We start from the raw sequence: 26,586 nt of genomic DNA on the forward strand, positions 1-26,586 counted from the left end.
GGCCCCGGCCGCCAGAACGGCAACCCCAGCCCCCCCCCCCCCCCCCACCCCCCCCCCCCCCCCCCCTCCCGCCCCCCCCCCCCCCCCCCCCCCCCCCCCCCCGCCACCCTCGCCGAACAGGGCTACCAGGTCGTCCAGTTCTGCTTCCAGGACTCCCCGCGCCGCGCCCACTCCATCGCCGCCCAGGGCGGCATCAACGCCGCCAAGAACTACCGCAACGACGGCGACTCCATCCACCGCCTCTTCTACGACACCGTCAAGGGCGGCGACTTCAGGGCCCGCGAGTCCAACGTCCACCGCCTCGCCCAGATCTCCGTCGAGATCATCGACCAGTGCGTCGCCCAGGGCGTCCCCTTCGCCCGCGAGTACGGCGGACTCCTCGACACCCGCTCCTTCGGTGGCGTCCAGGTCTCCCGCACCTTCTACGCCCGCGGCCAGACGGGCCAGCAGCTCCTCCTCGGCGCCTACCAGGCGCTGTCCCGGCAGATCGCCGCCGGCAACGTCGAGATGCACGCCCGTACGGAGATGCTCGACCTGATCGTCGTCGACGGGCGGGCCCGCGGCATCGTCGCCCGCGACCTGATCACGGGCGAGATCTCCACCCACTACGCGGACGCCGTCGTCCTCGCCAGCGGCGGCTACGGCAACGTCTTCTACCTGTCGACGAACGCCATGAACTCCAACGCCACCGCCGTCTGGCGGGCACACCGGCGCGGGGCGTACTTCGCCAACCCCTGCTTCACCCAGATCCACCCCACCTGCATCCCGCGCACCGGCGACCACCAGTCCAAGCTGACCCTGATGAGCGAGTCGCTGCGCAACGACGGCCGCATCTGGGTGCCCAGGGCGCAGGGCGACACCCGTCCCGCCGCCGACATCCCCGAGGACGAGCGCGACTACTACCTGGAGCGCATCTACCCCTCCTTCGGCAACCTCGTCCCCCGCGACATCGCCTCCCGCGCCGCGAAGAACGTCTGCGACGAGGGCAGGGGAGTCGGCCCCGGCGGACAGGGCGTCTACCTGGACTTCGCCGACGCGATCAAGCGCATGGGGCGGGCCGAGGTCGAGGAGAAGTACGGCAACCTCTTCGACATGTACGAGCGGATCACCGCCGAGAACCCGTACGAGGTCCCCATGCGGATCTACCCCGCCGTCCACTACACGATGGGCGGACTCTGGGTCGACTACGACCTCCAGACCACCGTCCCCGGCCTCTTCGCCATCGGCGAGGCCAACTTCTCCGACCACGGGGCCAACCGGCTCGGCGCCTCCGCCCTCATGCAGGGCCTCGCCGACGGCTACTTCGTCCTGCCGGCCACCATCAACGACTACCTGGGCCGCCACCCGCACGGCGAACCCGTCACCGACGACCATCCCGCCGTACGGGACGTGCTCGCCGAGACCGAGGACCGCCTCCACCTCCTCCTCTCCGTCGACGGCGACCGCACCCCCGACTCCTTCCACCGCGAACTCGGCGAACTCATGTGGGAGTACTGCGGCATGGCCCGCACCGAGGAGGGCCTGACCAAGGCCCTGCGCCGCATCCCCGAGATCCGCGAGGAGTTCTGGTGCCGCATCAAGGTGCCCGGCACGGGCCAGGAGTTCAACCAGTCCCTGGAGAAGGCCAACCGGGTCGTCGACTACCTGGAACTCGCCGAGCTGATGTGCCTCGACGCGCTCCACCGCGCCGAGTCCTGCGGCGGCCACTTCCGCGAGGAGTCCCAGACCCCGGACGGTGAAGCCGCCCGCCGGGACGAGGAGTTCGCGTACGCCGCCGCCTGGGAATTCAGCGGCGCCGCCCCCGTCCTCCACAAGGAGGACCTCGCCTTCGAGTACGTCCACCCCACCCAGCGGAGCTACGCATGAGGCTCAACCTGCGCGTCTGGCGCCAGAAGAACGGCGGCACCGAGGGCGCCATGGCCACCTACGCGGTCGACGGCATCTCGCCCGACATGTCCTTCCTCGAAATGCTCGACACCCTCAACGAGGACCTCATCCTGCGCGGCGAGGACCCCGTGGCCTTCGACCACGACTGCCGCGAGGGCATCTGCGGCGCGTGCAGCCTCGTCATCAACGGCGACGCGCACGGGCCGGAACGCACCACGACCTGCCAGCTCCACATGCGGTCCTTCCGCGACGGCGACACCATCGACGTCGAACCCTGGCGGGCGTCCGCCTTCCCCGTCGTCAAGGACCTCGTCGTCGACCGCTCCGCCTTCGACCGCGTCATCCAGGCCGGCGGCTACATCACGGCCACGACGGGCTCGGCCCCCGAGGCCCACGCCACACCCGTCCCGAAGGCCGACGCGGACTCCGCCTTCGAGCACGCCGAGTGCATCGGCTGCGGCGCGTGCGTGGCGGCCTGCCCGAACGGCTCGGCGATGCTCTTCACCTCCGCCAAGATCAACCATCTGAACGTCCTGCCCCAGGGCTCCCCGGAACGCGAGACCCGCGTCCTCGACATGGTGGCCCAGATGGACGCGGAGGGCTTCGGCGGCTGCACCCTGACGGGCGAATGCGCCACGGCCTGCCCGAAGGGCATCCCGCTGCCGTCGATCGCGGCGATGAACCGGGAGTGGCTGCGGGCACGGAGGAAGGCCCCCCGGGGCTGAGGCCGGATCAGGCCGGATCAGGACCGGATCAGGACAGTCTGTCGGCGTGGGCTCCGCCACACCGAGCACCCCGGAACCGAAGATCGTTCACGAAACGATCACTCCCTCCGTAAGATCTTCACTCCGGGGTGCTCCCGCGCCTCGCGACAGCAAGATCAACTCCGTTCAAAAGTGTACTTACCGTGGCATGTTGTCCATTTCGCAGCCAACCGGTCGTACGCGATTTCCGCCTCGCCGACACCCCCCGGTACTGATGTGGCCACCGGGGGGTACATGACCAGACCCCCCGGTCGCACAGACCATTTGGGGGTTCTCATGTCCAGCATCACCCGTCGCCGGGCCCTCGGCGTCGCGGCCGGCACGGCAGGCGCCGTCGCGGGCCTCGCCCTGGCCGGCACCGCCGCCGCCGCGCCCCGGGCCGCCGTGCCCGTGGCCGACCCGGCTCCCGCCTCGTTCGACGAGGTCTACCAGGGCCGCCGTATCCAGGGCGGCCCCTCGCACGGCAGCGGCCATCACGGGGGCCACCACGGAGGCGGATACTCCGTGACGATCGACGGTCAGGAACTGCACGTCATGCGGAACGCGGACGGCACCTGGATCAGCGTGATCAACCACTACGAGCCCGTCGCCACGCCCAAGGCGCTGGCCCGCGCGGCCGTCCGGGAACTCCAGGGCGCCCCGCTCGTACCCCTCACCCTCGTCTGATCCGATCCAGGAGCCGCACCACCATGACCGTACGCAAGAACCAGGCCACCCTCACCGCCGACGAGAAGCGACGCTTCGTCAACGCGCTCCTGGAGCTCAAGCGCTCCGGGCGGTACGACACCTTCGTCACCACGCACAACGCCTTCATCATGAGTGACACCGACAGCGGCGACCGCGTCGGCCACCGTTCGCCCTCGTTCCTGCCCTGGCACCGGCGCTTCCTCATACAGTTCGAGGAGGCACTGCAGTCCGTCGACCCGGGCGTCACCCTCCCGTACTGGGACTGGACGACCGACCGCACCGCCCGCTCCTCGCTCTGGGCGCCCGACTTCCTCGGCGGCACCGGGCGGGTCCGCGACGGCCAGGTCACGGACGGGCCGTTCGCCCGCACCGGGAACCGCTGGACGATCAACGTCCGCGTCGACGGCCGCGACTACCTCCGGCGCGACCTGGGCGCCGGCGGCCGTCAGCTTCCCACCCGCGCCGAAGTGGACTCCGTCCTCGCCATGGAGACCTATGACACGGCCCCCTGGAACAGCTCTTCGGACGGATTCCGCAACCATCTGGAGGGATGGCGCGGAGTGAACCTCCACAACCGCGTCCACGTCTGGGTGGGCGGGCAGATGGGCACCGGAGTCTCCCCCAACGACCCCGTGTTCTGGCTGCACCACGCGTTCATCGACAAGCTGTGGGCCGACTGGCAGGCCCGCCACCCCCGGTCGACGTACCTGCCGGCCGCCGGCACCGCGAACGTCGTCGACATCGGCGACACCATGCGCCCGTGGAACGACGTGACCCCCGCGGACATGCTCGACCACACCCGCCACTACACGTTCGACACGGCGGCCTGACCCCGAGGCCAGGGGTTCAGCGGCGTCCGTCGAACCCCATGGCCCGGGCCAGATACGGCGCGGTGCGGCTGTCCGCCGTCCGCGCCACCCGGTCCGGGGGACCCGCCACCACCACGCGGCCGCCCTGGTCGCCGCCGCCGGGGCCGAGGTCGAGGACCCAGTCGGCGGTGGCGACGACGTCCATGTCGTGCTCGACGACGATCACCGAGTGCCCGGCGTCCACGAGGCCGTGGAGCTGGCGCATCAGGACCTCGACGTCCGCCGGGTGCAGACCGGTCGTCGGCTCGTCGAGCACGTACGTGGTGGGGGAGCGGTGCGGCCGCTGGAGCTCGGAGGCGAGCTTGATGCGCTGCGCCTCGCCGCCCGAGAGCTCGGTGGCCGGCTGCCCGAGCCGCAGATAGCCGAGGCCCACGTCGAGGAGGGTGCGCAGGCTCCGCGCGGCGGCGGGGGTGCCCTCGAAGAAGGCGGCGGCCGACTCGACGGTCAGGTCGAGGACCTCGGCGATGGTGCGGCCGCGCAGCCGCACCTGGAGGGTCTCGGGGTTGTAGCGGGCGCCGTGGCAGTCGGGGCAGGGGGCGTACGTACTGGGCAGGAAGAGGAGTTCGACGGAGACGAAGCCCTCGCCCTGGCAGGTCTCGCAGCGGCCGCCGGGCACGTTGAAGGAGAAGCGGCCCGCCTTGTACCCGCGGGCCCTGGCCTCCTCGGTCTCCGTGAACAGCTTGCGCACGACGTCGAACAGGCCGGTGTACGTGGCGAGGTTCGAGCGCGGCGTGCGGCCGATCGGACGCTGGTCCACCGTCACGAGCCGTCCCACGCCCGCCACTTCCTCGGTGAGCGCGTCCACGAGGGTGGACTTCCCGGAGCCCGAGACGCCGGTGACGGCGGTGAGGACGCCGACCGGGAAGGCCGCGTCCACCGCCCGCAGGTTGTGCCGGGTGACCGGCCCCGGCCGCAGCCAGCCCGCCGGCTCCCGTACCGTCCGGGCGGGGGCGGGTTCCCGGTCGAAGAGGAACCGCCGGGTCGCGGAGGCCTCGACACCGGACAGCTGCTCCGGCGGGCCGCTGTGCAGGACCCGACCGCCGTGCACGCCGGCGCGCGGACCGACGTCCACGAGCCAGTCGGCGTGCCGGACGACGTCGAGGTGGTGCTCGACGACGAAGACCGAGTTCCCGGCCGCCTTGAGCCGGTCGAGGACCACGAGCAGCGCCTCGGTGTCGGCCGGGTGCAGCCCGGCGGAGGGCTCGTCGAGGACGTACACCACGCCGAAGAGGCCGGAGCGCAGCTGGGTGGCGAGCCGCAGCCGCTGGAGCTCGCCGTTGGACAGGGTGGGGGTCGCGCGGTCCAGGCTCAGGTAGCCGAGGCCGAGTTCGGTGACCGTGCCGATGCGGGCGACGAGGTCCCCGGTGAGGACGCGCGCCGTCTCCGAGGCGTCCGTCGCCGTCGCCGCGGCCGTCGAGAGGAGACCGGACAGGGCGGTGAGCGGCAGCGCGGCGAGCTCGGCGACGTTCCGCCCGGCGAAGGTGACGGCGAGCGCCTCGGGCCGCAGCCGGCCGCCGCCGCACGCCGGGCAGGGCGCGCTGGTGAGGAAACGCTCCGCCTTCGCGCGCAGGGTCGGGCTCTTCGAGTCGGAGAAGGTACGCAGGACGTAGCGGCGGGCGCTCATGTACGTGCCCTGGTAGGGGCGTTGGATGCGATCCGCCTCCCGCACCGGGTGCACGGTGACGACCGGCTGCTCGTCCGTGAAGAGGATCCACTCCCGGTCCTTCGCGTCGAGCTCCCGCCACGGCCGGTCGACGTCGTGGCCGAGGGTGTCGAGCACGTCCCGCAGGTTCTTGCCCTGCCAGGCACCCGGCCAGGCGGTGATCGCCCCCTGACGGATCGACAGGCCCGGGTCGGGCACGAGGAGTTCCTCGTTCGTGTCGTGGATCAGGCCGAGCCCATGGCACGAAGGGCAGGCGCCCGCCGCCGTGTTGGGGGAGAAGGCGTCGGAGTCGAGCCGCTCCGCGCCCTCCGGGTAGCGGCCGGCCCGGGAGAACAGCATCCGCAGCGAGTTCGAGAGCGTGGTCACCGTACCGACGGACGACCGGGCGTTCGGAGAGGAACGGCGCTGCTCCAGCGAGACCGCCGGCGGCAGCCCGGTGATCTCGCCGACCGCGGGCGCCCCCACCTGGTGGATCAGCCGCCGCGCGTACGGGGCCACCGACTCGAAGTAGCGGCGCTGCGCCTCGGCGTAGATCGTCCCGAAGGCCAGCGAGGACTTGCCGGAGCCGGAGACCCCGGTGAACACGACGAGTGCGTCGCGCGGGATGTCGACGTCGACACCGGCGAGGTTGTGCTCGCGGGCACCTCGGACACGGACGTACGGATCGCGGGGGGCGTCTTGCATGGGCCGACTGTATCCAATGGTCCGCGTTTGCCCTGGTCGCGCCCGGTGCGCGCCCGCTCCAGAGCCCTCAGGCGCCCCGCGGCGTCAGGCCGACGGCCCTGGCCAGGCGGCGGTACGAGTCGCTCAGCGCCATCCGGTCGTACGTGCTCGTGGTGACCAGGACCTCCTGCGCCCCGGTCTCCTTCACCGCCCGCTCCAGGCCCTCGGCCACCTGTTCCTCCGTGCCGTGCAGGTGCCCGTCGAGCCCCGACTCGTAGAAGCCGCGCTGCTTCTCCGTCATCGGGAGACCCTCGATCCGCTCGGGTGCGGCGAGCGGCGGGAAGACGCCGCGCGTGCGCGAGTACGCGAGCGACCAGGCCTCCGGCGTCAGCAGCCGCCGCGCCTCCGCCTCGGTGGCGGCCACCGCGACCGTCCCCGCGACGACCACGTACGGCTCGGCCGCCCACACGGAGGGGCGGAAGGCGGCGCGGTACGTGTCGACGGCCGCGAGCAGCCGGTCGCGGCGCCGCAGGTCGCCGATGACCAGGGGAAGTCCGGCCGCCGCGGCGATCCCGGCGCCCTCCCCGGTCGCGAGGACGAAGGGCGGCACCCGCAGCCCCTCGGCGGGCCGGGCGTGCACCTGCGGGTGGGCCGTCTGCGCGCCGGTGAACCAGCCGAGGAGCTCGTCGAGCTGCTCCGCGAAGCGGTCTGCGTCGTCCTTATCCCGGCCCAGGGCCCGGCGGATGCCGTCCGTGAAGCCCACCGAGCGGCCGATCCCCATGTCGATCCGGCCGGGGAAGAGGGATTCGAGCACACCGAACTGCTCGGCCACGACCAGCGGCCGGTGGTTCGGGAGCATCACCCCTCCCGTACCGACCCGGACGGCGGAGGTCGCGGCGGCGACGGCGGCCGCGAGCACCGTGGGCGCCGATCCGGCCACTCCGGGCACGCCGTGGTGCTCCGACACCCAGAAGCGGTGGTAGCCGAGGGCCTCCACCTCGCGGGCGAGGCGCACGGTGTCGCGCAGCGCCTGGGGGGCGTCCTCGCCCTCCCGGGTGCGGGAGCGGTCGAGGACGGAGAAGCGGATGCCGTCGGGGAAGGTGCTCACAGAGGCTTCAACGCGCGGGACCGACAGGGATTCCCGGGCCGGGGTTCCCGGGGACGGGTTCTCGGGCGGGGGTTCCCGGGGAGGTGCTCTGGGGCGGGGGTTCCCGGGGACGGGTTCTCGGGCGGGGGTTCCCAGGGAGGTGCTCCCGGGCAGGGGTTTCCGGGGAGGTGCTCCGGGGAGGGATTCCCGGACGCGGCGTCCCCGGGGTGAGGTTCCCGGGAGGAATTCCCGGGGTGGGTTCCGAGGGTTCCTCCTACCCTGGGGCCCGTGACATCGGACAACAGGCCCCTGGCCGTCTTCGACCTGGACAACACGCTCGCCGCCACCGCGCACCGCCAGCACTTCCTGGAGCGCAAGCCCAAGGACTGGGAGGGCTTCTTCGCGGCGGCGCCCGACGATCCGCCGCTGGAGGAGGGCGTCGCGCTCTGCCGCGAGGCGGCCGGGGAGTGCGAGGTGGTGTACCTCACCGGGCGGCCCGAGCGCTGCCGCCGGTCGACCCTGGAGTGGCTGGCCGCGTACGGGCTCCCGGAGGGCGACATCCACATGCGGCGCAACCGGGACTTCCGGCCGGCCCGGGTGACCAAGGTGGAGATCCTGCGCCGCCTCGCCGCCGACCGCACGGTGAGGATGCTGGTCGACGACGACGTGGCGGTGTGCGACGCGGCGGAGGCGGCGGGCTTCCGTGTCGTACGGGCCCGCTGGGCGGAGCCCTCCGAGGTCCTGAGGGAGGCTCAGGAGAAGGAGGGCCGCACCTGACGCGTACCGGCGCAGGTCAGGTCTCGTCGTCCAGGCGGAAGCCGACCTTCAGACCGACCTGGTAGTGCTCGATCGCACCGTCGACGAGGTGGCCGCGCACCTGCGTGACCTCGAACCAGTCGAGGCCCCTCAGGGTCTGCGACGCGCGCTGGATGCCGTTGCGGATGGCCTCGTCGAGGCCCTCGGTGGAGGTGCCGACGATCTCGGTGACGCGGTAGGTGTGATTCGACATGGGGGCCGAACTCCTCTCGGTGCGGTCCCTCCACGGTGCCCCAGGGCGCGTCGGCGCGCGACACGACGGGGGCCGTGCGACTCACGGGTAACTACCGTGGGTAACGGAACATGCCGTCCATCCGGGTGCGGAACGGGATCGTCAAGGACTTGACCATCTCGTTGGTCCAGACCAGAATCCAGGCCACATACCCGCGCGAACACCCCGTTCGGTCCCCCCATGCCGGGTCAGCCCCCATGCACGACCCTGTGCTGAACCTGAGCAGAAGGTGACCCACGTGAAGAACCGCCATCTCGCCTGCCCCCTGGCCGCCGCCACCGCGCTCGCCCTCGCGGGCTGCGGGATGCTGCCGGGCGGCGACGGCGGGACGAAGACCGTGAACGTCTGGCTCATGCGGGACAGCGTCAGCGAGGACTTCCTCACGCGCTTCACCGAGGCGTACGAGCAGGAGCACGACGGGGTCGAGCTGAAGGTCACCATCCAGGACTGGACCGGCATCGGGAAGAAGGTCACCGAGGCCATCGAGGGCTCCGGCGGCCCCGACGTCATCGAGGTCGGCAACACCCAGGTCGCCCAGTACGCCGACACCGAGAAGCTCTTCGACCTCACCCTGGAGTCGGTCCGCGACCTCGGCAGCCAGGACTGGCTGCCCGGTCTCGCCGAGCCCGGCAGCATCGCCGGAGCCCAGTACGGCATCCCCTGGTACGCGGCCAACCGCATCGTCATCTACAACAAGGACCTGTTCGACGACGCCGGCATCGACAAGCCGCCGGCCACCCGGGCCGAGTGGCTGGACGACACCGAGAAGCTCGACAAGAACGGCTCCCAGGGCATCTACCTCGCCGGACAGGACTGGTACACCCTCGCCGGCTTCATCTGGGACGAGGGCGGCGAACTCGCCGTCGACAAGGGCGGCCAGTGGACCGGCGCGCTCGACAGCCCGGCCGCCCAGCGCGGCATGGCCTTCTACAAGAAGCTCCAGGCCCTCGGCGCCGGCCCGAAGAACGCCGACGAGCAGACCCCGCCCCAGGCCGACGTGTTCGCCAAGGGCGACGTCGCCCAGCTCATCGCCACGCCCAGCGCCGTCGCCGCCATCCTCAAGGCCAACCCCGACCTCAAGGACAAGCTCGGCTACTTCCCGATACCCGGCAAGAAGGCCGGCCGGCCCTGCGCCGTCTTCACCGGCGGCTCCGACCTCATCATCCCCGAGAACGCGCCCCAGCGCGGCGCGGCCCTCGACGTCGTCAAGGCGCTCGCCGGCGAGAAATGGCAGTCCGAACTCGCCCGCGCCATGGGCTACGTGCCCAACAAGAAGAGCCTCGCCACCGTCGTCGCCGGCGAGGAGGCCACCGCCGTCATGGCGAAGGGCGCCGCACGCGGCCGGGCCACCCCCAACTCCCCGCAGTGGGCGGACGTCGAGGCCGACAACCCCATCAAGCCGTACATGACGGCCGTCCTCCAGGGCGAGGACCCCGTCAAGGCGGCCAAGGAGGCCTCGACCGCCATCACGGACACCCTCGCCGAATAGCATTCAGCGTTCGCACATCCGCGAGCCCCCGGACGGTCATGTCGAATCCAGCCGGTGACGGAAGAAACAAGGAGCCGGGCCACCGCTCACGCGGCCCGGCCCCGCCCCTTCCCCTTCCGTCCGCCGGAGGAGCCCGACATGACCGCACCGACGCACACGCTCGCCGTCCCCCTTCCCGCGCCCGTGTCCGTCCCCGCACAGCCCCAGGCCCGCGACCTGGCGGCGCAGGACGGAACCCCGGCCGAGCAGCCCGCGCCCCGGTACGTCGTCGGCCTCGCCCGGGACCAGGAGGACGTCCGGGCCGCCCAGCGGCTGCGCCACCAGGTCTTCGCCGGCGAGATGGGCGCCCTGCTCGACGGCCCCGAGCCCGGCCTCGACGGCGACGCCTTCGACGCGTACTGCGACCACCTCCTGGTACGCGAGGAGGGCACCGGCGAGGTCGTCGGCACCTACCGGATCCTGCCGCCCGACCGGGCCGCCGCCGCCGGACGCCTCTACTCCGAGACCGAGTTCGACCTCACCCGCCTCGCGCCCGTCCGGCACGACCTGGTGGAGGTCGGCCGCTCCTGCGTCCACCCCGCCCACCGCAACGGCGCCGTGATCGCCCTCATCTGGGCCGGCCTCGCCCGCTACATGAACCGCACCGGCCACAACTGGCTCGCCGGCTGCTGCTCCATCCCGCTCGCCGACGGCGGCACCGTCGCCGCCGCCACCTGGGACACCGTCAAGGCCAAGCACCTCGCTCCCGAGGAGTACTGGGTCACCCCGCACAAGCTGTGGAGCCCCGACGGCATCACCCGCCCCGAGGGCCGCACCGAGCTCCCGCCGCTGCTCCGCGGCTACCTGCGGCTCGGCGCCTGGGTCTGCGGCGCCCCCGCGCACGACCCCGACTTCGGCACCGCCGACCTCTACGTCCTGCTCTCGATGCGCCGCACCAACCCGCGCTACCTCAACCACTTCCTCTCGCTCGTCCCGGCGCGGTGAACGGGTCCACGGCCCTCTCGCCGTGGCTCCCCACGGCGCCCTGCACCCCGGGCCGCTGCACGGCCCACCCCGAGACCGGGCCCGGCCGGCCGGAGGAGCGGGCCGGCACGGTCCTCGCCGTGGCCCGGCTGACCGCCGGGATCGGCACCGTCCTCCTCGGCGTCCTGCTCGCCCCGGCCGCGGGGCTGCTCCCCGCGGCCGGGCGCCTCGCCCTCGTCCGGAGCTGGGTGCGGGCCGTGGTCCGCGCCTTCGGCGTGCACGTACGGTACGAGGGGACGGCCGACGGGCTCACCGGCCCGCTCCTCGTCGTCGCCAACCACGTCTCCTGGCTGGACATCCCGCTCCTCGCGGCCGTGCTGCCCGGCCGGATGGTCGCCAAGACGGAGGTCCGCCACTGGCCCGTCCTGGGCCTGCTCGCCGCGCTCGGCGGCACGCTCTTCATCGACCGCGACCGGCTCAGGGCCCTGCCCGGCACCGTCCGGGCGATGTCCGAGGTGCTCGCCGGCGGCGGCCGGGTGGTCGTCTTCCCCGAGGGATCGACCTGGTGCGGACGGGCCCGAGGGCGCTTCCGCCCGGCCGCGTTCCAGGCGGCGCTCGACAGCGGAAGCGCCGTGCTTCCGGTACGGATCGACTACCGGCCCACCGGGGCCGCCGCGTACGTCGGGGACGATCCGCTGGGCGCGTCCCTGTGGCGGGTCGTCACCGCGCGGCGGATGGTAGCCAATATTCGAATAATGGATCCGATATCCAGTATTCGGTATCCGGACCGCCGCGTTCTGGCGGCCGCGGCTCAGCAGATCGTCGCTCAGCCGACCACTGCTCAGCCGACTCCTGCTCCGTCGGCCGTCGCTCAGCGGACCGTCGCCAGGGACAGCGCGAACCTGCCCTCGCTGTCCGTCCACCAGCGGGACAGTTCCAGATCCGCCGCAGCCAGCTCCTCCCGTACACCCGTCTGACGGAACTTCGCGGACACCTCCGTCCGCATCTCCTCGCCCGCCGCGAACGGCACCACGAGATCCAGCTCAGGGATCTTCACGGTCAGCGCGTGGCGGGCGCGCAGCCGCATCTCGATCCACTCCCGCTCGGCGTCCCAGACCGCCACGTGGTCGAAGGCGGCCGGATCCGCGTCCGCCCCCAGCTCCCGGTCGATCACCGACAGCACGTTCTTGTTGAACGCGGCCGTCACCCCGGCCGCGTCGTCATACGCGGCCACGAGCGTCGCCTCGTCCTTCACCAGATCCGTGCCGAGCAGCAGCGCGTCGCCCGGCGCGAGCATCGCGCGGACCGAACCCAGGAAGGTGCGCCGCTCGGCGGGGAGCAGATTGCCGATGGTGCCGCCGAGGAAGGCCACCAGACGCGGCCCCGGCGTCCCCGGCAGCGCGAGCCCCCGCGTGAAGTCGGCGACGAGCGCGTGCACCCGCAGCTCCGGCCGGTCCGCGAGCAGCGACTCCGCCGCCCCGACCAGCGCGGACTCGGACACGTCCACGGGCACGTACGCGTCCAGACCCGGCAGCAGCGCGTCGATCAGGAACCGCGTCTTCTCGGAGGAACCGGAACCCAGCTCCACCAGGGTCCGGGCCCCGGTCGCGGCGGCGATCTCCGGCGCCCGCGCGACCAGGATCTCCCGCTCGGCGCGCGTGGGGTAGTACTCGGGCAGCCGGGTGATCTCCTCGAACAGTTCGCTGCCCCGGGCGTCGTAGAACCACTTGGGCGGCAGCTCCTTGGGGGAGCGGGTCAGACCGTGCAGGACGTCGGCACGGAGATCGGCGCCGGCGGCGTCCGCGGCGAGGGTGCGGGTCAGCTGGAACGGGCTCACGCGGACGGCTCCTTGAGCGGGGTGAGGGTGACATCCGTGCGGTCGGCGGTGACGAGCGTGTACTCGGGCACCTCCCGCCAGCGCGGATCGTCGTCGTACGGTTCGGAGGCCACGGCCACCCGGCCGGGGCCCGACAGGTACCAGAGGCTGTTCCGCCAGGCGGTCGCGGCGATCCGATCGCCGTCGGTCAGCAGCAGGTTCAGCCGGGAACCGGGGGCCGCGGCCGCGACCTCCCGCACGGTGTCGGCGAGCGCCGCCCCCGGCGCGTCCCCGGCCCGCAGCCGGTGCAGCACGAGCGCCCAGAGCAGCGCCGAGTCGGTACGCGCCTCCAGACGCAGCAGCTCCCCGGCCGGCAGTGCCCCGGCGAGCGCCGCGACGGAGTCCGGCCACCCCCCGACCGCGCCGTTGTGGCTGAACAGCCAGGGCCCCGCGGTGAACGGCGCCGCCGCGGCCTCCCCGTCGGCACCCGGGAGCGTGGCCCCCCGGACGGCCCCGAGGAAGACCCCGGAGCGCACCACCCGGGCGAGGTCCGCGAAGGACAGGTCGCCCCAGATCGGGCCGGCCCGCCGGTACCGCGCCGGCACCGGATCCCCCTCGGCGTACCAGCCCACGCCGAACCCGTCGGCGTTCACGACGCCGCTGTCCTGCGTACGGGGCTCCCAGGACTGGCGCAGCAGCGCGTGCTCCGGCCGGACAAGCAGCTCTCCCAGCGCCACCGGCCCTCCCACGTACGCGAGATGACGGCACATCAGTCGAGCTCCGCGCTGCGCGCCGTCCGGAAGCCGGAGAAGATCTGGCGCCGCACCGGCAGGTCCCAGTTGCGGAAGGTGCCCCGGCAGGCGACCGGGTCCACCGCGAACGAGCCGCCGCGCAGCACCTTGTGCTCAGGACCGAAGAACACCTCCGAGTACTCCTTGTACGGGAAGGCCGTGAACCCCGGATACGGCAGGAAGTCGCCGGCCGTCCACTCCCACACGTCACCGATCAGCTGCCGTACGCCGAGGGGCGAGGCGCCCGCCGGATAGCTGCCGGCCGCCGCGGGCCGCAGGTGCCGCTGTCCGAGGTTCGCGTGCTCCGGACCCGGATCCGCGTCGCCCCAGGGATAGCGCCGGGAGCGTCCGGAGACCGGGTCGTGGCGGGCCGCCTTCTCCCACTCCGCCTCGGTCGGCAGCCGGCGCCCCGCCCAGCGTGCGTAGGCGTCCGCCTCGTACCAGCTGACGTGCAGGACCGGCTCCTCCTCGGGCACCGGCTCCGTCACCCCGAACCGGCGGCGCAGCCACTGCCCGCCGTCCCGGCGCCAGAACAGCGGAGCCCCGATGCCGTGCTCCCGGATCTGCGCCCAGCCCTCCGGCCGCCACCAGCGGCGGTCCGTGTAGCCGCCGTCGGCGATGAAGGCGAGGTAGGCGCCGTTCTTGACGGGCGTGGTGTCGATGTGGAAGGCCGGAACGAGGCGCTGATGTGCGGGCCGTTCGTTGTCCAGGGCCCAGGGCTCCTCGGAGGTGCCCATCGTGAACGGGCCACCGGGGACCAGGACTTCGGGAGGCAGCGGACCGGACCGCAGGACCGGAGGCGGGGGAGCGGTCAGGGCGGCGGGCCCCTTCCGCAGCTGATGGGTGATCAGCATCGTCTCGTCGTGCTGCTGTTCGTGCTGGGCGATCATGCCGAACGCGAAGCCAGCGTCGAGCAGCGGCCGCCCTTCAAGCGGCGTGCTCGCCAGGATGTCGAGCACCCGCGTCCGTACGTCGGCCGCATAGGCCCGCGCCTCGCCGGGCGCGAGCAGCGGCAGCGAAGGACGGGTGGCGCGCGGATGCTCGAAGGCGTCGTACAGCGAGTCGATCTCGGGCCGCAGCGCCTCACGGCCCGCGACGGCCCGCCACAGCCACTGCTCCTCCTGGTTGCCGATGTGCGCCAGGTCCCAGACCAGCGGGGACATCAACGGCGAGTGCTGCGCGGTGAGTTCACCGTCCTCCACGCAGGAGGTGAGGAGCGCGGTACGGTCCCGGGCGGTGGTGAGGGCGTCGAGGGCCCGCCGGCGCAGGGCCTCGGGATCGCTCGTCCCCGTGTCGGTCGCGGTCATGACGTCACCACCTGGAGGTTGTCGGCCGGGCAACTCCCGGGGATCACGTACCGCTCGTGGAAGGCGGCGACCATCCGCCGCACCTCCTCGCTCGCCCCGATCCGGGGCAGCGCGTCGAGCGCCGCCGAGAACACCACGCGGGCGGCGGCGTGCAGCTCGGGATCGGCGAGCCCGTCACGGGCCGCCGCCCGCCACAGCGGATTGCGCGGGGCCGGACCGGGACCCGCCTGCTCCGCGAGCGGCTTCACCGCCCGGTACACGGTCTCCGCCGCCTCCGGGTCGTCGAACACGGCCGTCGTCACCGCCACCGGCACCATCCAGCCGTCCGGGCCCGGCTGCGCGTCCACCATCCGCAGCTCCAGATGCCCGCGCGGCCGCACCGGCGGGAACAGGGTCGTCATGTGATAGCGCAGGTCGTCGGCATCGGCCGGACGGGGGAGGCCGGTCCGCAGCCACTCCCGGAAGGTCAGACCCTCCGGCACCGCCCACGGCCCCTCCTCGGCCCGTACGCACATCACCGGACTGTCCAGGACGTGCGCCGCCCACTCCGCGCGCGGCTCGCCGTCCGGCGACGGCGCGAGCGCCCGCCGCGGGTCCAGGTCCGTCCACAGCGCCTGCCGCATCGACCGCCAGCCGGTCCGGCGACCGCCGTGCACGGGGGAGTTGGCGAACGCGGCCACGAGCACCGCGCCGAGCAGATGGGCGAGCCGCCAGCGCCGGTGGTAACCGAGCGGGCCCGGTTCCTCCAGTCCGGCGTCGAGGCAGATCTGCACCGAGGCCGAGTCGCACATCATCGCCCGCCCCGAAGGACCGGTCCGGTCGAGCGCGACCTCCATCGCGTCGTACCGCGGCTCGTGCAGGACCCGGCCGCGCGGCGCGTGCCAGGGATCCACCCCGTACCCGCTGAGCGTCAGGCCGAGCGGCCCGAGCGCCGACCGCACCGCGGTCAGGTCGCCGGCGAGGGAGTCCAGGCATTCCATGAGGGAACCGGCCGGGCGCGAGCTGAGCTCCAGCTGCCCGCCGGGTTCGAACGTGAGGGCCGACACCAGGGGCAGGGCCCGTACGGTGTCCAGCGCGGCCGCGAGCCTCGGCGGCCGTACGGGGAGCCGGGGGTCGCGCAGCTCGTGCACCAGCCATTCCAGCTCCACCCCCACCGTGCGGGGCGGGCCGGTCTTGAAGCAGATACATCGCAGCAGGTCCTCCGCCTCCGCCTCGGTGAGAGGGGGGCCGCCACGCGGTATGCCGCTCGGCGACATCCGTGCACCTCCAGGTCCTCGGGGTCCCCGCGGGGGACCCGTCCGATGAGCCGCTGGTTCCACCTAAAGCCACCACCGACCAGCGTGCAAGAGCGCCTCACCCGCCCCGCGCGCGCTCCCCGTGCCCCGGCGCGTCCGAATCTCCCCGCAGCCCCGGAGAACCCTTTGGCCCCGAACGCGGAGGCGCCGCCAGAGGGCGCCGTCCCGTGTGCCCACCTTCCCCCAAGCTCTCGGCTTCGCTCGAGCAGGGGGGACCCCCATCGCCCCAGTGGAACGATTGCCCACACGGCGGTGCGCACCGCCCGGCACGGGCCTCGCCGCCTTCCAGCGAGTCCTGGGCCACCCGCTCTGACGTGCGGCTCTCCCGCCCCCGTGCCAGGCTGAGGGCATACGGACCACCGTCCGAGACCCGTCACGGGAGGCACGATCGTGGGCAAGAAACAGACCCGGACGAACCGGGGAGCCCGTACCGGCGGCCATGAGCACCGCGCCGACGCGGCCGCGAAGGAGAAGAGCGCGCCGACCCCCACGAGAGAGGCGTCGATGCCCCTCGTCGAGCACGCGTCCCACCGTAAGGAACGCAAGTTCGGCCACAACTGAGGCCGAGCGGATCGTATGGAAGGGGCCCGGTGCCCTCCACGGCACCGGGCCCCTTCGCCCCTTCGTACGCGGTTACCGGCCGTCGACCACCGGGATCTCCACGCTCTCCTCCGAGCGCTGCGCCGGCGGCACCGGCAGTGCCGCCCCGCCCGGCTTCTCCTGCGCCGCCGGGCTCATCGTGGCGAGGAGCTGCCGGGCCAGACCCAGACCGGTCCCGCCCATGGTCAGCGCCTTGGCGAAGACGTCCGCCATGCCGTCGGCGCCGTTGAGCAGCACCATCTGGTCGACGTTCCCGAAGGCGGAGGCGCCCGCGGAGACGATCTCCGGCCATTTCTCGGCCAGCTGCTGTGCGACCACGGCCTCCTGGTTCTCCGCGAGCGCCGCCGCCCGCGCCTTGATCGCCTCGGCCTCCGCCAGGCCCTTCGCGCGCGTGGCCTCTGCGACCGCGAGACCCTTCGCGTGCTGCGCCGCTGCCTCGGCCTCACCGGTGAGCCGGGTCGCCGTCGCCTTGGCGGCGCTCGCCAGCTCCGTCTCCTTCGCCTCGGCCTCGGCGGCCGAGATCCGGGCGTCACGCTCGGCCGCGGCCAGCGTCCGGGTCTCGTACGCCATCGCGTCGGCGGGCTTGCGGACCTCCGCCTGGAGCTGCTGCTCCTTGCGGTGACCTTCCAGCTCGGCGACCCGGGTCTCCTGCACGACGACCTCCTGGCGCGAGGCGGCGTCGGCGAGCGGTCCCGCCTGCCGGGCCCGGGCCGAGGCCTGGTCCCGCTCGGCCTGGTAGCCCGCCTGGAGGATCTCGCTGTCGCGGGTCGCCTCGGACATGCGCGCCGCGGCCTGCTGCTCGGCCTCGGTCGCCCGCCGGTTCGCCTCCGCCTGCGCGATCCGCGCGTCCCGCTGGACGGCGGCCGCGTGCGGGGCGGCCAGGTTCTTGATGTACCCGGTGGGGTCCTCGATCTCGTGGATCTGCAGCGAGTCGACGATCAGACCGAGCTTCTCCATCTCCGTGCCACAGGCCGAACGCGCCTGCCCGGTCAGCTTCTCCCGGTCACGGATCATGTCCTCCACGGTCAACCCGCCGACGATGGCGCGGAGATGACCGGCGAAGACGATGTGCACCCGCTCCGACATCAGCTTCTGCTGGTCGAGGAATCGGCGGGCGGCGTTGGCGATCGACACGAAGTCGTCACCGACCTTGAAGATCACCACACCGCGGACCTTGAGCGGAATGCCCTGGTGGGTGACGCACTCGACGGACAGCTGCGTCTCGTTGAGGTCCAGCGAGAGCTTCCGTACCGCCTGGACGCCGGGGAGCACGAGGGTGCCGCGACCGGTGACGATGCGGAATCCCATCCCCGCGCCGAGGCCCTCGTTCTTGTGGTTGGAACCGGAGATGATCAGCGCCTCGTTGGGTTCCGCGACGCGCCACATCATTTTGAACACACCGATCAGAACGGCGAGCGCGCCGACGACGACGCCCGCCAGAATGCCGATGCTCATGGACAAGGTCCCCCTTCACCGGAGCCGTGCGGATCCGGTGGAGGGAGTGTGCGCCCGTGGCGGGCGCGCACTCAACGGTTCGGTCAACTGTCGTACGCAGCTGTGACATAGACCGTGCGCGGAGGGAGATGTTCCATGACCATCACGACCGTGCCGACCTCGATCCGCTCCTTCGGCGAGGCGGGATACGCGAGGAAGTGCTCGGCGCCGCCGCGGATCCGGACGATCACCTCGCCGACGAGACCGGGGCCGACGGTGCCGGTCACGCGGCCGGGCAGTCCCACCATCGAGCTGTCCATCGACGTGTCGTCCATGCCTGAACGGTACGTCAGATCCAGCCGTCCAGGGCGGACATGAACCCGTCGAACTCGTCCCGGTGGATGGTGTGCGCGGCGCCCTTCACCGTACGGATCTCGAATCCGCGGTCCTCCAGCATCCGGGCGTGCTCCGGCCGGACGAGGGCGGAGGGGTCGGCGAGGGTGACGAGCGAGGGCACCACGGGCCGGGCAGGCCACAGGTCGGCTCCCACGAACGGGGTCAGACCGTGGGCGCTGCGCTCGTCCCAGTCCCGTACCGACGCCATCTCCATGTCGATGTCCTCGTCCGACCAGTGCGGGTTGAACGCCCTGATCTGCTCCCGGGTCAGCGCCTTGCCCCGGACGAACAGGTCGGCCTGGTAGCCGCAGGGACCGGCCGGCAGGCGCCAGGCCGGGTCGGAGTACACCGCCCGGGCCGGCGCCAGACGCTCCACCGCCCCGGCGAGGACGAGCCCGCCGAGCGAGTGCCCGATGGCCAGGTCCGCACCGGAGGGGAGGGAGGCGACGAGGTCGTCGGCGTGGTCCTCGGGCCGGTACGCCTCCGGGCCCGCCGCCCGGTCGCTCGCCCCGTGCCCCCGCAGGTCCACGGCGATCACCCGGTAGCCGCGCTCCGCGAGCGCCGGTCCGACCCGGCGCCAGGTGCGGTGGTCGGCCATGATGCCGTGGACGAGCAGGGCCGTCCGGTCACCGGATCCCCAGGTGGTCGTGTGCAGGCGCACGGTGCCGCCTCTCCTGCGGTGTTCGGCGTGCGCCGACGGTGGTCGGCGCACGCTGCGGATGGTGCGTGGCGGGCGCCGGCCGGGGGGCGGCGCCCGCTCCGGATCGTACGTGCGTGCGGCGACCGGGGTCAGCGCACGCTGCGGATGGGGCGCACGGCCAGCGCGCCGAGTACCGACAGTACGGCCGCGACCAGGAAGAGCGCCGTGTATCCGCCACTGAGCGACACGATGAGCGAGGCCACGAAAGGGGCGACGATCTGCGGGCCGGCGTTGGCGACGTTGAGGACGCCCATGTCCCGGGCCGCGTCCTCGGCCTTGGGCAGCACCATGGTCACCAGGGCGGTGTCGACGGCCATGTAGCAGCCGAAGCCGAGGCCGTTCACGACGGAGAAGGCCAGCATCGCGGGCCAGCTGCTGCTGACGGCCGGGATGAGCAGCGCGACGGCGGCGAGCGCGGCGGAGGCGCCCACGAAGAGCTTGCGGCGGTCGAACCGGTCCGAGAGCCAGCCGCCGAGCACGGTGGAGACGACCATGGCGACGGAGTTGAGCGGCATGAGGATCGCCACGGCCTCCTCGGCGCTCAGCCCGGCGGGCAGGTCGGTGTGGTCCTTGAGGATGTACAGCTGGAAGCCGGCCACGGCGAAGTAGCCGAGGACGAGCAGGGCGCGGCCGATGAACGCCCAGCGGAAGTCGTGGTTCCTGAGGGCGCTGCCGAAGGCCGCGAGCTGCTGCCCGACCGGCAGCGGGGGCTTCGGGGGCATCCGTTCCTCGCGGGCGCAGGTGGTGAACAGTACGGCGGTCGCGGCGACGATCGCGCCGAAGACGAGGTAGCCGGTGCGGTAGTGCTCGGAGAAGGCCGCGCCGACGAGGGCGCCGATCGTGGAGCCGATGGGGAGGCCGAGACCGACGGCGGCCGAGGCCTTGCCGCGGGCTGCCGTCGGGACCCGGTCGGGGACCACGGAGGTGAGGGCGGCCTGGTAGACGTTCATGACGGCCTGGCCCAGACACCAGACGATGGTGACCAGCAGGATCGTGTGGACGCTGCCGAGGAGCAGCATCACCGGGACGGCGAGCAGGCCACCGGCGAGGATCCACGGGTTGCGGCGGCCCGAGCGGTCCGAGAGGGCGCCCGCGACCGGGTTGAAGACGGTGGCGAAGATCGCGGATATGCCGGAGACCAGGCCGAAGTTCGCCACCTTGCCCGCGGGGTCGATGTCCTCGATCTGGAGCGCGAGGAGCATGCCGGGGACGCCTATGTACAGGGCGTACATCGCGGTGTTGCCGGCGAGGAGCAGGGGCAGCAGGCCGCGGGTCGCCCGGGGTGCGGCGGGGGATCCGGGGACGGCGGTGCCGGTGGCGGGGCCGGTGCCGGCGGCGGGGCCGGGGGAGGAAAGGGCCACTGTGCCCTCCTGGGGAGATCGCCCGGTGCGGGGGCGAGAAGGCGGATTGAACGGGAGGTGACACGTGTCAGTGACAGGTGTAAGCATTGTGTAGCACCCCATTCCGGCCATCCGCCAGACCCGCGGCCGGATCGTTCTGGAAAGATGCCGGATCGATGAGCCAGCCAACCGAACAGTCCCCCGAACGCTCCTCCGGGCGCGCGGTCCCGACCAGCGCCGCCGCAGGGGCCGGGCGCGCCGTCCCGACCAGCGCCGATGTCGCGCGCCTCGCGGGCGTCTCCCGGGCCACCGTCTCGTACGTCCTGAACAACACCTCGGCCGTCCGCATCAGCGAGCCCACCCGGCAGCGGGTGCGCGAGGCGGCCGAGGAGCTGGGCTACGTGCCGCACGCCGCGGCCCGCAGCCTGCGCGCGGGCCACAGCCGCATGGTGCTGATCCCGAGCTCCCACGTCCCCGTCGGCCCGCTGTACAGCCAGTTCTTCCACGACTTCCAGTGGGCCCTGCGCCGCCTGGACTACACGGTCGTGCAGTACGGCAGCGTCGGCCTTGAGGCCGAGGAGGCCGCCCGCGCCTGGGCCGAGCTGCGCCCGGTCGCCGTGGTCTCCCTCGGCGAGGTCGAGCTCACCGGGCAGGGCGTCGAGATCCTCAAGCGGTCCGGGGCCCGGGCCGTGATCACCCTCGGCACCCAGCGCGTGGAGGGCGCCCACGCCCTCGTCATGGACCAGGGGCGGGTCGGCGAGGCGGCCACCGAACACCTCCTGGAGACCGGCCGGCGCCGGATCGGCGTCGTCGTACCCGAGGAGCCGGGCCTCGGGATGTTCTCCGGCCCCCGCCTCGACGGCGCGCGGCGCGCCGCCGAGCGCGCCGGCGCCACCGTCGTACCCCTGCCGCTGCGGTACGAGGAGGAGTCGGCGGACGCGCTGGCCGCGCGGTGGCGCGAGCTCGGGCTCGACGGCGTGTTCGCGTACAACGACGAGTACGCGATGCTCCTGATGCGGGCGCTCCAGGACGCCGGGATCTCCGTCCCCGCCGAGACCGCCGTCGTCGGCGCCGACGACCTGCTCCTCGGGCGGCTGCTGCGGCCCCGGCTGAGCACCGTACGCATCGACATGGTGGGAGGACGGGAGCTGGCGGAGCTGGTCGACCACGCCGTACGGGAACAGGACGCCCCGCCCGTCTCCCGCGACCTGCTCGACTCACGCATCGTCCGGAGGGAGTCGAGCTGAGGTCCGGGCGCGGCTGCCAGGCGGGAGCCGAACCGAGCTCTGCCGTGAGGCACTCGTCTGGCGGGAGTCGATCCGAGCTCCGCCGTGAGGCCCTCGTCCGGCGGGAGCCCATCGGAGGTCCGGCGCAGGCCGCCGTGCGGCAGGAGTGCAGGCGAGCGCTTAGCTTCGGTGCATGAGCACAGTTCCGAAGCGGTTCGAGATCCTGCTGGTGCCCGAGCACGTCGAGGACCGCGGCGGTGCCGCCGTCGAGGACAGCGCCGTCCGCACGGCCGTCGTCGAGGCCACCGGCCGCCACGGCGAGTCGGGCTACCCGATCTACGAGGGACACGGCATCCGGGCCGACATCGACCCCGAGACGGGCGTCGTCGAGGCGCTGCTCGTCGACGGCCACGAGCTCGACTACGGCCTCACGGCCCTCGCCCGCCCCGCCGCGGCCCACTGACCGTTCCCCACCTCCCCGCGTCCCCACCTCCCCGGCTTCCGGAATCGGCCCGTTGACACGACGGGCCGCGGGGCAGAGACTCTGCGCGCCCAATGGAGCGAAGATTGCTTCACCAGGCGAACAGTGTCGTTCCGAAGGTCACGTGGGAGAGAGAACCGATGAGTATCCGCGACGTCTACATCGTCGACGCCGTCCGCACCCCGATCGGGAAGTTCGGGGGCGCCCTCACCTCCGTCCGCCCCGACGACCTCGCGGCCCATGTCGTCCGCGCGCTCGTCGACCGCTCGCCCGCGCTCGACCCCGCGCGCGTGGACGACGTCTACTTCGGCGACGCCAACGGCGCGGGCGAGGACAACCGCGACGTCGCACGCATGGCCGTCCTCCTCGCCGGACTGCCCGTCACGGTCCCCGGCGTCACCGTCAACCGCCTCTGCGGCTCCGGCCTGGAGGCCGTCATCCAGGCGGCCCGCGCCATCGCCCTCGGCGACGCGTCCGTCGCGATCGCGGGCGGCGTCGAGTCGATGTCCCGCGCCCCCTGGGTCCTGCAGAAGCCCGAGCGGGCCTTCCCCGCGGGCCACCAGCAGCTCCACTCCACGACCCTCGGCTGGCGCATGACGAACCCGCGGATGCCCGCCGAGTGGACGGTCTCCCTCGGCGAGGGCGCGGAGCTCGTCGCCGACAAGCACGCCATCACCCGCGAGCAGCAGGACGCCTTCGCCCTCGCCAGCCACCGGAAGGCGGCCGAGGCCTGGGCGAAGGGCCTGTACGACGACGAGGTCGTCCCGTACCCCGGGGTGGAGCTGACCCGCGACGAGTGCATCCGCGACAGCACGTCCATGGAGGCCCTCGCCAAGCTGAAGCCCGCCTTCCGCACCGAGGGCGGCACGGTCACGCCGGGCAACTCCTCGCCACTCAACGACGGCGCGGCGGCGCTGCTCCTCGTCGACGAGGACGGGCTGCGCGAGACCGGCCGGGAGCCCCTCGCCCGGATCCGTACCTCCGCGGTCACGGGGATCGAGCCCCAGCTCTTCGGCCTCGGCCCGGTCGAGGCGGTCAGCCGGGCCCTGCGGAAGGCAGGGCGTTCCTTCGCCGACCTGACGGCCTTCGAGCTCAACGAGGCCTTCGCGGCGCAGTCGCTCGGCTGCCTCGCGGAATGGCCGGAACTGGACCCCGAAATCGTGAATCCTCGCGGCGGAGCCGTCGCGATCGGTCACCCGCTGGGCGCGTCGGGCGCCCGGCTCGCCGGTTCGGTGGCGCACCAGCTCGCCGCGGCCGGCTCCGGCACGGGCCTCGCGGCGCTCTGCATCGGTGTCGGGCAGGGCCTCGCCCTGGTCCTGGAGCGCTGACGCCGCGCTCCTGGAGCCGCTGACACCGCGCGGACTCCCGGCACGACACGAGGGGGGTACGGGAGCGTCTCCCGTACCCCCCTCGCCGTGGGTCACTTGGCCTGCGCGTCCGCGATGGACTTGCGGACCTCGTCCATGTCGAGCTTGCGGGCCTGCCCGATGACGTCCTCAAGGGCGGCCTCCGGCAGCGCGCCGGGCTGCGCGAACACGGCCACGTTGTCGCGGACGATCATCAGGGTCGGGATCGAGCGGATCTCGAACGCGGCCGCCAGCTCCTGCTGCGCCTCGGTGTCCACCTTGGCGAAGACGAGGTCCTGGTGCCGCTCGGACGCCGCCTCGAAGACGGGGGCGAACTGACGGCAGGGACCGCACCAGGATGCCCAGAAATCGATGAGGACGAACTCGTTCCCGCTCACGATCTCGTCGAAGTTGTCCTTGGTGAGCGTTACGGTGCTCATGCTGCCTACCTTTCGGGTCTCCTGGCGGTGTCCTCACGGTCCCCTGGGGACTCGCCCGGCACAACGGCGTATCGAGCCGCGCTATTCCGTGCCTCGGGCACCAGACTGGGAGCCATGACACGAACGGTGGAAGACGAGCACGCGTACGACGTGGTGGTGATCGGCGCGGGCCCGGTCGGCGAGAACGTCGTCGACCGGGTGCGGGCCGGCGGCCTCACCGCGGCGATCGTCGAGAGCGAGCTGATCGGCGGCGAGTGCTCGTACTGGGCGTGCATGCCCAGCAAGGCGCTGCTCCGCCCCGCGATCGCCCGCTCCGACGCGCGCAAGGTGGCGGGGCTGCGGGAGTCGGTCTACGGGCCGCTGGACGCGATGGAGGTCCTCGCCCACCGGGACGAGGTCGTCGGGCACTGGAAGGACGACGGCCAGGTCGACTGGCTGGACTCCATCGGCGTCCAGGTCTACCGGGGCCACGGACGGCTCCACGGGCCGCGCCGGGTCGAGGTCGCGGGTCCCGAGGGCGAGCGCCACGTCCTCACCGCCCGGCACGCGGTCGCCGTCTGCACCGGCACCCGCCCCCTCCTGCCGGAGCTGCCGGGACTGCCCGCGGCGCATCCCTGGACCAGCCGGGAGGCGACCAGCTCCGACCGGGTGCCCGAGCGGCTCGTCGTGGTCGGTGGGGGAGTGGTGGGCGTCGAGATGGCCACCGCCTGGCAGGCCCTCGGTTCGAAGGTGACCCTGCTCGTACGGGGCGGGGGGCTGCTGCCGCGCATGGAGCCGTTCCTCGGCGAGCACGTGGCCGCCGCGCTCAGCACGCGCGGCGTGGACGTCCGTACCGGCGTGGCGGTGAGCGCGGTGGTACGCGACAGGGGCACCGGACCGGTCACCGTGGTCCTGGAGGGCGGCGACCACGTCGAGGGCGACCAGGTGCTCTTCGCGACCGGCCGGAAGCCGCGCACCGAGGACATCGGCCTGGAGACGGTCGGCCTGACACCGGGCTCCTGGCTCGACGTCGACGACACCCTCCGGGTCGACGGGAGCGACTGGCTCTACGCCGTCGGCGACGTCAACCACCGCGCGCTCATGACCCATCAGGGCAAGTACCAGGCGCGGATCGCGGGCGCCGCGATCGCGGCCCGAGCCCGGGGGGAGGCGTCCCTCGACACCGGGCGGTGGGGCGCCCACGCGGCCACCGCCGACCACGCGGCCGTGACGCAGGTCGTGTTCAGCGACCCGGAGGCGGCCGCCGTCGGGCTCACCCTCGCCGAGGCGGAGCGCGCCGGACACCGGGTCAGGGCCGTGGACCTCGACATGCGGTCCGTCGCCGGGGCCGGCCTGTACGCCCAGGGGTACCGGGGGCACGCCCGGATGGTCGTCGACCTGGACCGGGAGGTGGTCCTCGGGGCCGCGTTCGTCGGGCCCGGCATCGGGGAGCTGCTCCACTCGGCGACGATCGCCGTCACGGGAGAGGTGCCGATCTCCCGCCTGTGGCACGCGGTTCCCGCGTATCCGACGCTGAGCGAGGCATGGCTGCGGCTCCTGGAGGCCTATCGGGGCTGACGCACTGTCATTCCCCCGCTGCCTGATGCGGTGTTGACGGAAATCCCGTGCCCGGCTCGGCGTTGACGTTGACGTTAACGGAGATCATGTGCCCGGCCCGGCGTTGACGGGGATCAGCGCGCGCGCCGCCGAGCGCGCGATCTCCAGGGCGGGCCGGGGATCCCGGCCCGGTTCCTGGCCGAGGACCACCCGGGTGCTCAACCCGTCGAGCAGGGCCAGGAGTTCGGAGGCGCGGGCGCGGGCGTCCAGCGGGGCGAGACGCCCGCGCGACGCGCCCGCCGTGAGCAGGGCCTCCAGGTCCTCCTGCCAGCCCGCGTCCAGTTCGGCCTGGGCCTCGCGCAGCGCCGGGTTGCCGGGGGTGCGGGCCCAGAGCTCGATCCACAGGGTCCAGCGCGGGTCGCGCGGTCCGCGCGGGAGGTAGAGCCGGAGGAAGAGGTCGAGCTTGCGCTCGGCCGTGATCCGCCGGGCGAGGAGCGCGCGCCGCTCCTCGGCGAGCGCGGCCTCGCTCCACCGGAGGGCGGCGAGCAGCAGCAGGTCCTTGCTGCCGAAGTAGTACAGGATGTGGCCGCCGCTCGTGCCGATCCGCTCGGCGAGTGCCGACATGGTGAGGGAGGCGAGGCCGTCCTCGGCGATCGCCGCCATGGCCTCCTCCAGCATCCGCTCCTGCGTGACGTTCCCGTCCCGCCGTCGTGCCGTGCCTGCCACAGCCGCCGCTCCCGTCCCGCTGTTCCACTGTT

General features: G+C 73.0%; 26 protein-coding genes. 13 read left to right on the plus strand and 13 right to left on the minus strand.

The annotated features are described in order from the left end of the window. From ACZ7HT_RS03220 to melC2, 4 genes are all read left to right on the plus strand, one after another. Nucleotides 1-1,866, plus strand: a 1,866-nt coding sequence (locus tag ACZ7HT_RS03220; protein ID WP_471159172.1) for a fumarate reductase/succinate dehydrogenase flavoprotein subunit, incomplete at its 5' end; no start/stop codon positions are given. Continuing rightward, nucleotides 1,863-2,612 (plus strand): succinate dehydrogenase/fumarate reductase iron-sulfur subunit, encoded by a 750-nt coding sequence (locus ACZ7HT_RS03225; protein ID WP_471159174.1) that lies wholly within the window; start codon nt 1,863-1,865, stop codon nt 2,610-2,612. The genes ACZ7HT_RS03220 and ACZ7HT_RS03225, both read left to right, overlap by 4 nt. Before the next feature lie 315 nt (nt 2,613-2,927). Further along, entirely contained in the window at nt 2,928-3,317 is a 390-nt protein-coding gene (gene melC1, locus ACZ7HT_RS03230) for an apotyrosinase chaperone MelC1 (protein WP_471159176.1), read from the plus strand. A gap of 23 nt (nt 3,318-3,340) precedes the next feature. After that, on the plus strand, nt 3,341-4,168 hold the full coding sequence (gene melC2 / locus ACZ7HT_RS03235) for a tyrosinase MelC2 (protein WP_471159178.1): 828 nt from the start codon (nt 3,341-3,343) through the stop codon (nt 4,166-4,168). 16 nt (nt 4,169-4,184) lie between these two features. Here melC2 and ACZ7HT_RS03240 read toward each other — a convergent pair whose 3' ends face one another. Both ACZ7HT_RS03240 and ACZ7HT_RS03245 read right to left on the minus strand, forming a co-directional pair. Next, nucleotides 4,185-6,554, minus strand: a complete 2,370-nt coding sequence (locus ACZ7HT_RS03240) for an ATP-binding cassette domain-containing protein (RefSeq protein WP_471159180.1) — start codon at nt 6,552-6,554, stop codon at nt 4,185-4,187. A 67-nt stretch (nt 6,555-6,621) separates the two neighbouring features. Then, nucleotides 6,622-7,641 carry an MsnO8 family LLM class oxidoreductase gene (locus ACZ7HT_RS03245; RefSeq protein WP_471159182.1) on the minus strand — a complete coding sequence of 340 codons (1,020 nt, stop codon included), beginning with the start codon at nt 7,639-7,641 and terminating at the stop codon, nt 6,622-6,624. Nucleotides 7,642-7,908: 267 nt separating this feature from the next. Here ACZ7HT_RS03245 and ACZ7HT_RS03250 point away from each other — a divergent pair, with 267 nt between their 5' ends. Further along, on the plus strand, nt 7,909-8,397 hold the full coding sequence (locus tag ACZ7HT_RS03250; protein ID WP_471159184.1) for a phosphatase domain-containing protein: 489 nt from the start codon (nt 7,909-7,911) through the stop codon (nt 8,395-8,397). A gap of 16 nt (nt 8,398-8,413) precedes the next feature. Here the strand turns inward: ACZ7HT_RS03250 and ACZ7HT_RS03255 are convergent, their stop codons facing one another. After that, nucleotides 8,414-8,629: a dodecin gene (locus ACZ7HT_RS03255; RefSeq protein ID WP_471159186.1), complete on the minus strand. Its 216-nt coding sequence runs from the start codon at nt 8,627-8,629 to the stop codon at nt 8,414-8,416. Between the two features lie 277 nt (nt 8,630-8,906). Here ACZ7HT_RS03255 and ACZ7HT_RS03260 point away from each other — a divergent pair, with 277 nt between their 5' ends. The 3 genes from ACZ7HT_RS03260 to ACZ7HT_RS03270 all read left to right on the plus strand — a co-directional run bounded on the left by ACZ7HT_RS03260 (nt 8,907) and on the right by ACZ7HT_RS03270 (nt 12,097). Continuing rightward, the gene (locus ACZ7HT_RS03260) at nt 8,907-10,157 is read left to right on the plus strand and encodes an extracellular solute-binding protein (RefSeq protein WP_471159188.1); all 1,251 of its coding nucleotides are present in this window, start codon (nt 8,907-8,909) and stop codon (nt 10,155-10,157) included. Nucleotides 10,158-10,295: 138 nt separating this feature from the next. Further along, complete coding sequence (locus tag ACZ7HT_RS03265) at nt 10,296-11,141, plus strand: GNAT family N-acetyltransferase (RefSeq protein WP_471159190.1); 846 nt, start codon at nt 10,296-10,298, stop codon at nt 11,139-11,141. Further along, complete coding sequence (locus ACZ7HT_RS03270) at nt 11,138-12,097, plus strand: lysophospholipid acyltransferase family protein (RefSeq protein ID WP_471159192.1); 960 nt, start codon at nt 11,138-11,140, stop codon at nt 12,095-12,097. The genes ACZ7HT_RS03265 and ACZ7HT_RS03270 overlap by 4 nt, the downstream gene beginning before the upstream one ends. Here the strand turns inward: ACZ7HT_RS03270 and egtD are convergent. The 4 genes from egtD to egtA are packed head-to-tail and all read right to left on the minus strand — an operon-like array spanning nt 11,992 to nt 16,290. Further along, nucleotides 11,992-12,957, minus strand: coding sequence for an L-histidine N(alpha)-methyltransferase (gene egtD, locus ACZ7HT_RS03275; protein WP_471159194.1), 966 nt, complete (start codon nt 12,955-12,957; stop codon nt 11,992-11,994). The genes ACZ7HT_RS03270 and egtD overlap by 106 nt on opposite strands. Continuing rightward, nucleotides 12,954-13,706 (minus strand): ergothioneine biosynthesis protein EgtC, encoded by a 753-nt coding sequence (gene egtC, locus ACZ7HT_RS03280; protein ID WP_471159196.1) that lies wholly within the window; start codon nt 13,704-13,706, stop codon nt 12,954-12,956. The genes egtD and egtC overlap by 4 nt, the downstream gene beginning before the upstream one ends. Then, on the minus strand, nt 13,706-15,034 hold the full coding sequence (gene egtB / locus ACZ7HT_RS03285) for an ergothioneine biosynthesis protein EgtB (RefSeq protein ID WP_471159198.1): 1,329 nt from the start codon (nt 15,032-15,034) through the stop codon (nt 13,706-13,708). Before egtB ends, egtC begins: the two co-directional genes overlap by 1 nt. Beyond that, a complete protein-coding gene (gene egtA, locus ACZ7HT_RS03290; protein ID WP_471159200.1) occupies nt 15,031-16,290 on the minus strand; it encodes an ergothioneine biosynthesis glutamate--cysteine ligase EgtA in 1,260 nt (419 codons plus the stop codon). Before egtA ends, egtB begins: the two co-directional genes overlap by 4 nt. Nucleotides 16,291-16,719: 429 nt before the next feature. On the opposite strand from egtA, the gene ACZ7HT_RS03295 reads away from it, so the two are divergent. After that, nucleotides 16,720-16,890 carry a hypothetical protein gene (locus ACZ7HT_RS03295; RefSeq protein WP_471159202.1) on the plus strand — a complete coding sequence of 57 codons (171 nt, stop codon included), beginning with the start codon at nt 16,720-16,722 and terminating at the stop codon, nt 16,888-16,890. A gap of 72 nt (nt 16,891-16,962) precedes the next feature. Here ACZ7HT_RS03295 and ACZ7HT_RS03300 read toward each other — a convergent pair whose 3' ends face one another. The 4 genes from ACZ7HT_RS03300 to ACZ7HT_RS03315 form a co-directional block, all read right to left on the minus strand. Further along, on the minus strand, nt 16,963-18,384 hold the full coding sequence (locus ACZ7HT_RS03300) for a flotillin family protein (RefSeq protein WP_471159204.1): 1,422 nt from the start codon (nt 18,382-18,384) through the stop codon (nt 16,963-16,965). 83 nt (nt 18,385-18,467) lie between these two features. Beyond that, a complete protein-coding gene (locus ACZ7HT_RS03305) occupies nt 18,468-18,698 on the minus strand; it encodes a hypothetical protein (protein ID WP_471159206.1) in 231 nt (76 codons plus the stop codon). A gap of 14 nt (nt 18,699-18,712) precedes the next feature. Further along, complete coding sequence (locus ACZ7HT_RS03310; RefSeq protein ID WP_471159208.1) at nt 18,713-19,420, minus strand: alpha/beta fold hydrolase; 708 nt, start codon at nt 19,418-19,420, stop codon at nt 18,713-18,715. Between the two features lie 128 nt (nt 19,421-19,548). Next, the gene (locus ACZ7HT_RS03315; protein ID WP_471159210.1) at nt 19,549-20,820 is read right to left on the minus strand and encodes an MFS transporter; all 1,272 of its coding nucleotides are present in this window, start codon (nt 20,818-20,820) and stop codon (nt 19,549-19,551) included. Nucleotides 20,821-20,975: 155 nt separating this feature from the next. Here ACZ7HT_RS03315 and ACZ7HT_RS03320 point away from each other — a divergent pair, with 155 nt between their 5' ends. The 3 genes from ACZ7HT_RS03320 (at nt 20,976) to ACZ7HT_RS03330 (ending at nt 23,834) form a co-directional block, all read left to right on the plus strand. Continuing rightward, complete coding sequence (locus tag ACZ7HT_RS03320) at nt 20,976-22,046, plus strand: LacI family DNA-binding transcriptional regulator (RefSeq protein ID WP_471159212.1); 1,071 nt, start codon at nt 20,976-20,978, stop codon at nt 22,044-22,046. Between the two features lie 172 nt (nt 22,047-22,218). Beyond that, on the plus strand, nt 22,219-22,488 hold the full coding sequence (locus ACZ7HT_RS03325; RefSeq protein ID WP_471159214.1) for a hypothetical protein: 270 nt from the start codon (nt 22,219-22,221) through the stop codon (nt 22,486-22,488). 158 nt (nt 22,489-22,646) lie between these two features. Continuing rightward, on the plus strand, nt 22,647-23,834 hold the full coding sequence (locus ACZ7HT_RS03330) for a thiolase family protein (protein ID WP_471159216.1): 1,188 nt from the start codon (nt 22,647-22,649) through the stop codon (nt 23,832-23,834). Between the two features lie 92 nt (nt 23,835-23,926). Here the strand turns inward: ACZ7HT_RS03330 and trxA are convergent, their stop codons facing one another. Then, complete coding sequence (gene trxA, locus ACZ7HT_RS03335) at nt 23,927-24,292, minus strand: thioredoxin (protein ID WP_471159218.1); 366 nt, start codon at nt 24,290-24,292, stop codon at nt 23,927-23,929. 114 nt (nt 24,293-24,406) lie between these two features. On the opposite strand from trxA, the gene ACZ7HT_RS03340 reads away from it, so the two are divergent. Next, entirely contained in the window at nt 24,407-25,849 is a 1,443-nt protein-coding gene (locus ACZ7HT_RS03340) for a dihydrolipoyl dehydrogenase family protein (protein ID WP_471159220.1), read from the plus strand. 84 nt (nt 25,850-25,933) lie between these two features. Here the strand turns inward: ACZ7HT_RS03340 and ACZ7HT_RS03345 are convergent, their stop codons facing one another. Further along, nucleotides 25,934-26,554, minus strand: coding sequence for a TetR/AcrR family transcriptional regulator (locus ACZ7HT_RS03345; protein ID WP_471159222.1), 621 nt, complete (start codon nt 26,552-26,554; stop codon nt 25,934-25,936). Nucleotides 26,555-26,586: the final 32 nt, after the last annotated feature.

It is taken from the genome of Streptomyces sp. NPDC037410 (assembly GCF_055602235.1).